The 12048-nt window shown below is 48.0% G+C and carries 2 protein-coding genes; both read right to left on the bottom strand.

What is annotated here, in order from left to right:
- On the bottom strand, nt 1–9923 hold a 9923-nt coding region (locus tag ACFEL9_RS25795), incomplete at its 3' end, for a beta strand repeat-containing protein (protein WP_385896206.1).
- A 166-nt stretch (nt 9924–10089) separates the two neighbouring features.
- Nucleotides 10090–12048: hypothetical protein (locus tag ACFEL9_RS25800; RefSeq protein WP_385896207.1), on the bottom strand; the 1959-nt coding region annotated here is incomplete at its 5' end.

A 12048-nucleotide genomic window follows, 5' to 3' on the forward strand; every position in this document is an offset into this window, starting at 1 on the left:
AGATCAGCTGTATAGTCACCTGCAGTTGTGATCGATTGACCGTTCCAGCTATATGGCAATTGTCCTTCACAGATGGTGATGGTCTCTTCACCGGTTACCACAGGATTTACAATTAAATGCAGGGTGGCAGTAGAGTCGCAACCGGCCGTGCTGGTGAGATCAGCTGTATAGTCGCCTGCAGTTGTGATCGATTGACCGTTCCAGCTGTATGGCAATTGTCCTTCACAAATGGTGATGGTCTCTTCACCGGTTACCACAGGGTTTACAATTAAATGCAGGGTAGCAGTAGAGTCGCAACCGGCCGTGCTGGTGAGATCAGCTGTATAGTCACCTGCAGTTGTGATCGATTGACCGTTCCAGCTGTATGGCAATTGTCCTTCACAGATGGTGATGGTCTCTTCACCGGTTACCACAGGGTTTACAATTAAATGCAGGGTGGCAGTAGAGTCGCAACCGGCCGTGCTGGTGAGATCAGCTGTATAGTCACCTGCAGTTGTGATGGATTGACCGTTCCAGCTATAAGGCAATTGTCCTTCACAAATGGTGATGGTCTCTTCACCGGTTACCACAGGGTTGACAATTAAATGCAGGGTGGCAGTAGAATCGCAACCGGCCGTGCTGGTGAGATCAGCTGTATAGTCACCTGCGGTTGTGATCGATTGACCGTTCCAGCTGTATGGCAATTGTCCTTCACAAATGGTGATGGTCTCTTCACCGGTTACCACAGGGTTTACAATTAAATGCAGGGTAGCAGTAGAGTCGCAACCGGCCGTGCTGGTGAGATCAGCTGTATAGTCACCTGCAGTTGTGATCGACTGACCGTTCCAGCTATAAGGCAATTGTCCTTCACAAATGGTGATGGTCTCTTCACCGGTTACCACAGGATTTACAATTAAATGCAGGGTGGCAGTAGAGTCGCAACCGGCCGTGCTGGTGAGATCAGCTGTATAGTCGCCTGCAGTTGTGATCGATTGACCGTTCCAGCTGTATGGCAATTGTCCTTCACAAATGGTGATGGTCTCTTCACCGGTTACCACAGGGTTTACAATTAAATGCAGGGTGGCAGTAGAGTCGCAACCGGCCGTGCTGGTGAGATCAGCTGTATAGTCGCCTGCAGTTGTGATCGATTGACCGTTCCAGCTGTATGGCAATTGTCCTTCACAAATGGTGATGGTCTCTTCACCGGTTACCACAGGGTTTACAATTAAATGCAGGGTGGCAGTAGAGTCGCAACCGGCCGTGCTGGTGAGATCAGCTGTATAGTCACCTGCAGTTGTGATCGATTGACCGTTCCAGCTGTATGGCAATTGTCCTTCACAGATGGTGATGGTCTCTTCACCGGTTACCACAGGGTTTACAGTAATGGTGAGTGTTGCCGTGCCTGCACACTGACCAGGACCCGGCGTAAATGTATAAGTTGTTGTACCCGGGGTAGCCGTGCTTACCGCAGGATTCCATGTACCAATTATACCATTGATAGAAGTTGTTGGTAAATCAGGAGCCTTGCTGTTCTGACAAACATCATCCACCGGCGTAAAGGTTGGTGTTGCCAGCGGATCAACGGTGATGCTTAAAGCAGTGGTTGTTGCACACTGACCTGCATCCGGTGTAAATGTATAAGTTGTTGTTCCCGGAACATCAGTATTTACAGCCGGACTCCATGTACCAGTAATTCCGTTGATAGAAGTTGTTGGTAAAACAGGAGCGGCACTGTTTTGGCAAACATCATCCACCGGCGTAAAGGTTGGTGTTGCCAGCGGATCAACGGTGATGCTTAACGTAGTTGTTGATGCACACTGACCGGCCTCCGGTGTAAAGGTGTAGGTTGTTGTTCCGGCACCTGCTGTGCTCACTGCAGGGCTCCACGTACCGGTGATTCCATTGAGAGAAGTGGTTGGTAAAACAGGAGCAGTACTGTTCTGACAAACATTATCAACCGGCGTAAAGGTTGGTGTTACCAGCGGATCAACGGTGATCGTTAAAGTTGTTGTTGTTGCACACTGACCGGCCTCCGGAGTAAATGTATAAGTTGTTGTACCCGGAGTAGCCGTGCTTACAGCAGGACTCCATGTACCGGTGATTCCGTTAAGAGAAGTTGTTGGTAAAACAGGAGCGGCACTGTTTTGGCAAACATCATCCACCGGCGTAAAGGTTGGTGTTGCCAGCGGATCAACGGTGATGCTTAACGTAGTTGTTGATGCACACTGACCGGCCTCCGGTGTAAAGGTGTAGGTTGTTGTTCCGGCACCTGCTGTGCTCACTGCAGGGCTCCACGTACCGGTGATTCCATTGAGAGAAGTGGTTGGTAAAACAGGAGCAGTACTGTTCTGACAAACATTATCAACCGGCGTAAAGGTTGGTGTTACCAGCGGATCAACGGTGATCGTTAAAGTTGCTGTTGTTGCACACTGACCGGCCTCCGGAGTAAATGTATAGGTTGTTGTTCCGGCACTTGCTGTGCTCACAGCAGGGCTCCATGTACCAGTGATTCCATTGATAGAAGTTGTTGGTAAAACAGGAGCAGTGCTGTTCTCGCAAACATTATCTACCGGTGTAAATGTTGGTATTACCGATGGATCAACAGTGATGCTTAATGTAGTTGTTGATGCGCACTGACCAGGATCCGGTGTAAATGTATAATTGGCACTTGTTGTATTGCTGACTATCGCCGGATTCCACGTACCGGTTATACCATTGTTAGAAACAGTCGGAAGAACAGGCGATTCATCACCGGAACAGATAGGCGCAACGGCATCGAAGTCCGGTGTAATGTTGGGGTTAACAGTGACAGTGATAGTTGTCGCTTCCGCACACTGACCAGCATCCGGTGTAAAGGTATAGGTTGTTGTTCCCGGTGTTGCGGTGCTTACAGCAGGACTCCATGTACCGGTGATTCCATTGATAGAAGTTGTTGGTAAAACAGGAGCGGCACTGTTCTGACAAACCCCATCTACCGGTGTAAACGTTGGAGTAATCAGCGGATCAACAGTGATGCTTAATGTAGTTGTAGTTGCGCACTGACCAGCATCCGGTGTAAATGTATAGGTTGTTGTTCCCGGGATAGCTGTATTTACCGCAGGACTCCATGAGCCGGTAATTCCATTGATAGAAGTAGTTGGTAAAACAGGCGCCGTACTGTTCTGACAAACATCATCTACCGGCATAAACGTTGGAGTTACGAGTGGATCAACGGTGATGTTTAAAGTAGTTGTTGTTGAACATTGACCTGCATCCGGTGTAAAGGTATAAGTTGTTGTTCCCGGCGTACTTGTATTTACCGCAGGGCTCCAAGTACCGGTAATTCCGTTGATAGAAGTGGTTGGTAAAACAGGAGCCGTACTGTTTTGACAAACATCATCTACCGCCGTAAACGTTGGAGTTACCAGCGGATCAACCGTGATATTTAATGTAGTTGTTGTTGCACACTGTCCTGCATCCGGTGTAAATGTATAAGTTGTTGTACCCGGAGTAGCCGTGCTTACAGCAGGACTCCATGTACCGGTGATTCCGTTAAGAGAAGTTGTTGGTAAAACAGGGGCAGCACCATTCTGACAAAGATCATCAACCGGTGTAAAGGTTGGCGTTACCAGCGGATCAACGGTGATGCTTAAAGCAGTGGTTGTTGCGCACTGACCGGCATCCGGTGTAAATGTATAGGTTGTTGTACCCGCAACATCAGTATTTACAGCCGGACTCCATGTGCCGGTAATTCCATTGATAGAAGTAGTTGGTAAAACAGGAGCAGCGCTGTTCTGACAAACATTATCCACCGGTGTAAACGTTGGCGTTACCAGCGGATCAACAGTGATGGTTAAAGTAGTTGTTGTGGCGCACTGACCTGCATCGGGTGTGAAGGTATAAGTTGTTGTGCCCGGTGTTGCAGTGCTCACGGCAGGACTCCATGTACCGGTGATGCCATTATTTGAAGTAGTTGGTAAAACAGGAGCAGCGCTGTTCTGACAAATATCAGCAATAGCATCAAACGTTGGTACATCCAGCGGATCGACTGTGATGCTTAAAGTAGTTGTTGTAGCACACTGACCGTCATCCGGTGTAAAGGTATAAGTTGTTGTGCCCGGAGTAGCCGTGCTCACAGCGGGACTCCATGTACCAGTGATTCCATTAATAGACGTTGTTGGTAAAACAGGAGCAGCACTGTTCTCACAAACATCATCCACCGGAGTAAAGGTTGGTGTTACGATCGGATCAACGGAGATGCTTAAAGTAGTTGTTGATGCACACTGACCGGCATCCGGTGTAAAGGTATAAGTTGTTGTGCCCGGTGTGGCAGTGCTCACAGCAGGACTCCATGTACCAGTGATTCCATTAATAGACGTTGTTGGTAAAACAGGAGCAGTGCTGTTTTGACAAACATCATCTACTGGTGTAAAGGTTGGTGTTACCAATGGATCAACGACGATGCTTAATGTAGTTGTTGATGCACACTGACCTGGATCCGGTGTAAATGTATAAATCGCACTCGTTGTATTGCTGACTGTTGCCGGATTCCATGTACCGGTTACACCATTGTTAGAAACAGTTGGAAGAACAGGCGATTCATCACCGGAACAGATAGGTGCAACGGCATCGAAGGCCGGTGTAATGTTGGGGTTAACTGTTACAGTGATAGTTGTCTCCTCCGCACACTGACCTGCATCCGGTGTAAATGTATAAGTTGTTGTACCCGGAGTAGCCGTGCTTACAGCAGGACTCCATGTACCGGTGATTCCGTTAAGAGAAGTTGTTGGTAAAACAGGAGCGGCACCATTCTGACAAAGATCATCAACCGGTGTAAAGGTTGGCGTTACCAGCGGATCAACGGTGATGCTTAAAGCAGTGGTTGTTGCGCACTGACCGGCATCCGGTGTAAATGTATAGGTTGTTGTACCCGCAACATCAGTATTTACAGCCGGACTCCATGTGCCGGTAATTCCATTGATAGAAGTAGTTGGTAAAACAGGAGCAGCGCTGTTCTGACAAACATTATCCACCGGTGTAAACGTTGGCGTTACCAGCGGATCAACAGTGATGGTTAAAGTAGTTGTTGTCGCACACTGACCGCCATTCGGCGTGAAAGTATAAGTTCTTGTTCCCGGCGTAGCAGTACTTACGGCAGGGTTCCATGTACCAGTGATTCCATTGATAGAAGTAGTTGGTAAAACAGGAGCCGTACTATTCTGACAAACATCAGCAATAGCGTCAAAGGTTGGCTCAGTCAGATCTGTTACAGTAACGGTTAAAGTAGTTGTGGTGGCACACTGATCTCCATCCGGTATGAATGTATATACTCCGCTCGCCGTATTGCTGACAGAAGATGGGCTCCACGTACCTGTGATACCGTTAAGAGAAGTAGTTGGCAAAATTGGAGCGATATCTCCACTGCATATCGCAGGAATGGCATTAAACACAGGTGCGATTTGCGGTTGCACCGTAATGGTCAACGATTGAGTGGTAGCACACTGGTCTGCATCGGGTGTAAATGTATAATTGGCACTTGCTGTGTTGCTGACTGTCGCCGGACTCCACGTACCGGTTATACCATTATTAGAGACGGTGGGAAGTACAGGCGGTTCGTCACCAGAACAGATAGGTGCAATGGCGTCAAAGTCCGGTGTAATGTTCGGGTTAACTGTTATAGTGACAGTTGTCGGCTCAGCACACTGACCTGCATGCGGAGTAAAGGTATAGGTTGCAGTTGTCGTGTTGCTGACTGTTGCCGGGCTCCAGGTACCTGTAATTCCGTTGTCAGAAGTGCCCGGAAGAATAGGTGCTGGTGAATTGGCACAGATGGTAGTAGCCAGGTCAAAAGTTGGTGTAACGCGAGGCTCAATAGTTATACTTAATGTCGTTTCTGATCCGCACTCATCCGCATCTGGTGTAAATGTATACACTGTCGTTCCTGGATCGTCGGTATTGATAACAGCAGGACTCCATGTACCACTTATGTTATTGATCGATGTTGTGGGCAGGGTAGGTGGCGTTGAATTTTGGCAAAGCGGTGCTATCCCATTAAAGGTTGGTGTTACCTGGTCTGCGATAGTAATGCTCATTGTAACTACTGTACCGCATTGACCTTCATCCGGCGTAAAAATATAGTCAGTTGTTCCAGCATCCGCAGTACTGATGCTGGCGGGACTCCATGTACCGCTTATTCCATTGCTGGAAACCGCAGGCAATGCCGGAGCGGAACTATTAAGACAAAACGGTCCTGGATTTTCGAACACGGGAGTGATCTGGTCAGTGACCGTAACGGTGATTGTTGTTGTGGCGGCGCATTGTCCGTCATCAGGGATAAATGTATAGGTGCCGTCGGCATTATTGCTTACGACAGCAGGATTCCATGTACCGGTAATTCCATTGAGTGAAGTTGTCGGCAGTTCCGGTGCTGTTGCATTTTGACAGATAGCAGGTATTGGGTTAAATGTTGGCGTTATCGGATCAGTAACAGCAACGTTCAACGTAACGGATACAGCGCATTGTCCTTCTTCAGGTGTGAATGTATAGGTAGCCGATGTTGTATTGCTGACGGTGGCCGGGCTCCATGTACCATTGATTCCATTGTTGGAAGTTGTTGGTAAAACAGGAGCTGTGTTGCCGGAGCAAATAGCTGCTATCGCATCAAATGTTGGAGTGATGATTGGATTTACACTAATAGTAATAGTGGTGGTCGTAGCGCATTGTCCCGCATTCGGTGTAAATGTATAAGTACCGCTGGCAGTATTGCTCACCGTAGCAGGACTCCATGTACCTGTGATATTATTGGTAGATGTGTTGGGTAAAATCGGGGCAGCCGCATTGGCACAAATAGGAACTATTGCATCAAAGGTCGGTTCGATCAGATCCGTTACGGTGATGTCTAAAGTAGTTGTCGTTGCACATTGACCTTCATCCGGTGTAAATGTATAAGTTGTTGTTCCCGGATTGCCCGTACTTACGGCCGGTGACCAGGTTCCTGTTATTCCATTGACAGAAGTTGTCGGCAATACCGGCGCTGTTGCATTTTGACAAATATTAGGTATCGCATTAAATGTGGGCGTAACCAACGGATCAACTGTAACGCTTACTGTAGTGACCGCCGCACATTGGCCAGCATCTGGTGTAAATGTATAGGTTGTTGTTCCCGGAGTTGCCGTACTTACGGTTGATGACCATGTACCACTTATTCCATTTGTTGAACTAGTTGGCAATACTGGCGCAGTCGCGTTTTGGCAAACATTGTCAATCGCATCAAAGGTTGGCGTGATCAGGTCTGTCACGGTTACGGTCAGAGTCGTAATTGTAGCGCACTGATCCGCAGACGGTGTAAATGTATAAGTAGCCGATGTAGTATTGCTCACCGTAGCAGGACTCCAGGTGCCGGTAATATTATTCGTTGATGTTGTTGGCAAAGTTGGCGCAGACGCTCCTGAGCAGATAGGATCAATCGCATCAAATGTTGGAATAATGCTTGGGTTAACAGTTATGTCTAAAGTAGTCGTTGTCGCACACTGACCTGCATCCGGAGTAAATGTATAAGTGGCCGAAGTTGTATTATCAATAGTTGCAGGGTTCCAGGTACCAGTAATTCCATTGTTAGAAATTGTTGGAAGTGTCGGTGCGGCCGCTCCTGCACAAATAGGCGCTATGGCATTAAATGTCGGAACGATGTTCGGGTTAACAGTAATGTTTAAGGTAGTTGTTGTCGCACACTGACCTGCATCAGGTGTAAATGTATAAGTCGCCGAAGTTGTATTGTCAACAGTTGCAGGGCTCCATGTACCGGTAATATTATTGGTAGATGTGGTTGGTAAAGTTGGTGCGTCCGCTCCCTCACAGATTGGTGCAATAGCACTGAATGTCGGAACAATGGTCGGCGTGACGGTTATGGTTAACGTAGTTGTAGTAGCACACTGACCCGAAGCTGGTGTAAATGTATAAGTGGCCGAAGTTGTATTGCTCACAGTTGCCGGGCTCCATGTACCGGTGATCCCATTGATAGAAGTTGTTGGAAGTATTGGTGCGGTTGTTCCTGAACAAATAGGATCTATCGCATCAAATGTTGGAACAATACTTGGGTTAACGGTTATGTTTAAAGTAGTTGTTGTCGCACACTGACCTGCATCCGGAGTAAATGTATAAGTTGCCGAAGTTGTATTATCAACAGTTGCAGGGCTCCATGTGCCTGTAATATTGTTTGTTGATGTTGTTGGTAAAGTTGGTGCGGCTGCTCCCGAGCAGATCGGTGCGATAGCGTTAAATGTGGGAACGATGTTCGGATTAACTGTCACGTTTAACGTAGCGGTTGTAGCACACTGACCTGCATCGGGTGTAAACGTGTAAGTCGCCGACGTTGTATTGTCGATTGTAGCCGGGTTCCATGTACCTGTAATATTATTGGTAGATGTGGTTGGTAAAGTTGGTGCGTCCACTCCCTCACAGATTGGTGCAATAGCACTGAATGTCGGAACAATGGTCGGCGTGACGGTTATGGTTAACGTAGTTGTAGTAGCACACTGACCCGAAGCTGGTGTAAATGTATAAGTGGCCGAAGTTGTATTGCTCACCGTAGCAGGACTCCATGTACCGGTAATATTATTCGTTGATGTCGTTGGCAAAGTTGGTGCAACTGCTCCCGAACAGATCGGATCAATAGCATCAAATGTTGGAGCAATGCTTGGGCTAACGGTTATGTCTAAAGTAGTCGTTGTCGCACACTGACCTGCATCCGGAGTAAATGTATAAGTTGCCGAAGTTGTATTGTCAACAGTTGCAGGGCTCCATGTACCGGTAATATTATTGGTAGATGTGGTTGGTAAAGTTGGTGCGTCCGCTCCCTCACAGATTGGTGCAATAGCACTGAATGTCGGAACAATGGTCGGCGTGACGGTTATGGTTAACGTAGTTGTAGTAGCACACTGACCCGGATCGGGTGTGAATGTGTACGTTGCCGAAGTTGTATTGTCAACTGCCGCCGGGCTCCATGTACCGGTAATATTATTGGTAGATGTGGTTGGTAAAGTTGGTGCGTCCACTCCCTCACAGATTGGTGCAATAGCATCGAATGCTGGAACGATGTTAGGGCTAACAGTAATGTTTAAGGTAGTTGTTGTAGCGCACTGTCCTGCATTGGGTGTAAATGTATAAGTAGCTGAAGTGGTATTGCTCACCGTAGCCGGACTCCAGGTACCAGTTATTCCGTTATTGGATGTTGTTGGCAAAACAGGAGCTGTGGCGCCGGAACAGATTGGATCTATGGGATCAAATGCCGGAACGACGTTCGGATTAACGGTTATATTCAGCGTAGCCGTCGTGGCGCATTGGCCAGGATCCGGTGTGAATGTGTAGACGCTTGTTCCGTCGGCACTAGTGTTAATAACAGCAGGCGACCATGTACCCGTGATTCCATTCAATGATGTAGTTGGTAAAACAGGTGCTGTTGCATTTATACAAAGATTAGTTACAGTATTGAACTGTGGGGTGACCTGGTCAATCACGATGAGTGTGAGTGTTATTACCGAGTCACAACCATGGACAGTTTGCAATGTAGCTGTTGCGGTTCCCGCTTCTGTTAAGTTTTGACCGTTCCAGATGTAGGGTAATTGTGTTTCACAGATGGTGATCGTTTCGCTGGTCGCTGCAGGCGGATACACGTAAACAGTTCCCGATCGTATATCTCCTTCGCAACCGTCTGCCGAGCGTTCCTGTACCGTGATAAGGAATTCGCCGGGTGTATTCCAGGTAATCGTTATTTCATTCGTTGTAGTAGCTTGTGTTACTCCATCAATTTTCCAGGTGTAAGTAGACGGAACGCTTGGATCGTTTACAGAATATGTTTTAGTGGTTCCCACACATACATGATCCGGCATAGCCATCTGCGCCGATGTCTCTTTAACACCGAACAGCAGCAAAGCCAATACAATGATATGTTGTAACCGTTTAAACATTATGCTCAATCATGTATGCTTGAGAAGCGTCGCACATGTTATATTTCATTTTTTGTTTTCTAAAACAAAGCGCCACATGCACACTACTTCGCGGGGGAAGCAGGTGTGCATGTTTGCAGCTTTGGGTGTTTTAATATGGCTTCATTTCTTTATTGCTTTTTCATTTTTAATTATGGGTGATTGGTGTTGTTACTGGTGTCGGGTTAAGAGTTACTGTTGTTGTGCAGGTGGAAACATTGCCACATGCATCAGTAACGCTCCATGTTATTGTTGAAACGCCAACATTAAAGGCTCCACTTGCATCTGTACCGGTACCACTTCTTGTGGTTGCTCCTGTGACCTCGTAAGCAATAGCTAATTCTCTGCTGCAGTCATGTGTTACAATAAGTGCAGGGATAGTGTAATAGTTGGCAGCTACTACGCAGAAGGTTTGTAAAGGAGGACAAGTTAATTGCACTGGCGGTGCTGGAGTCACCGTATAGATGGCATCCACTGTAGCGGTCTGACATTTATCAATGATCGTCCAGGTGATCGTTACGCTACCGCCAGCACACAGGTTGACTGATTGGTTTGTAAAGTCACTTGTTACTTGTGGTGCACAACCACCCGCTGCTGCAATTGCAGTGGTTTGCTGTGTTACCCATGTAGCGATGGCTGCATTCAGGGCTGCCTGGTCAGTAAACGTACAGGAAGCAACAGTGGCATCGGCCGGTTCATTATAAGTGACCGCCGGTGCCGGTGTTACGGTGAAGGTTGCTGTTGCTGTCGGCGCTTCGCAAAGATCAGTAGCAGTGAAGGTCACTGTTACTGCACCACCGGTACAAAGTGTTCCTGCACCTGTTGCATTATTGGTAAGAACCGGATCACAACCACCCGTTACAGAAGCGGTAGCCAGCCATGCCTGGAAGGCTGCATCAAGCGCTGCCTGGTCTGCATAGTCACATGCATTTACTGTAGTTGCAACCGGAGTGGTTATCACTACAGGTGTTGGCGGTGTTACGGTGAAGGTTGCTGTTGCTGTCGGCGCTTCGCAAAGATCAGTGGCTGTAAAGGTCACTGTTACGGCACCACCGGTACAAAGTGTTCCTGCACCTGTTGCATTATTGGTAAGAACCGGAGCACAACCGCCCGTTACACTGGCTGTTGCCAACCATGCCTGGAAGGCTGCATCCAAAGCTGCCTGGTCTGCATAGTCACATGCATTTACTGTAGTTGCAACCGGGGTTGTTATCACGACAGGTGTTGCCGGTGTTACGGTGAAGGTTGCTGTTGCTGTCGGCGCTTCGCAAAGATCAGTAGCAGTGAAGGTCACTGTTACGGCACCACCGGTACAAAGTGTTCCTGCACCTGTTGCATTATTGGTAAGAACCGGAGCACAACCGCCCGTTACACTGGCTGTTGCCAACCATGCCTGGAAGGCTGCATCAAGCGCTGCCTGGTCTGCATAGTCACATGCATTTACTGTAGTTGCAACCGGAGTGGTTATCACGACAGGTGTTGCCGGTGTTACGGTGAAGGTTGCTGTTGCTGTCGGCGCTTCGCAAAGATCAGTAGCAGTGAAGGTCACTGTTACTGCACCACCGGTACAAAGTGTTCCTGCACCTGTTGCATTATTAGTAAGAACCGGAGCACAACCGCCCGTTACACTGGCTGTTGCCAACCATGCCTGGAAGGCTGCATCAAGCGCTGCCTGGTCTGCATAGTCACATGCATTTACTGTAGTTGCAACCGGAGTGGTTATCACGACAGGTGTTGCCGGTGTTACGGTGAAGGTTGCTGTTGCTGTCGGCGCTTCGCAAAGATCAGTGGCTGTAAAGGTCACTGTTACGGCACCACCGGTACAAAGTGTTCCTGCACCTGTTGCATTATTAGTAAGAACCGGAGCACAACCGCCCGTTACACTGGCTGTTGCCAACCATGCCTGGAAGGCTGCATCCAAAGCTGCCTGGTCTGCATAGTCACATGCATTTACTGTAGTTGCAACCGGAGTGGTTATCACTACAGGTGTTGCCGGTGTTACGGTGAAGGTTGCTGTTGCTGTCGGCGCTTCGCAAAGATCAGTGGCTGTAAAGGTCACTGTTACGGCACCACCGGTACAAAGTGTTCCTGCACCTGTTGCATTATT

This window comes from Terrimonas alba, from assembly GCF_042434975.1.
GTDB lineage: Bacteria > Bacteroidota > Bacteroidia > Chitinophagales > Chitinophagaceae > Terrimonas_B > Terrimonas_B alba.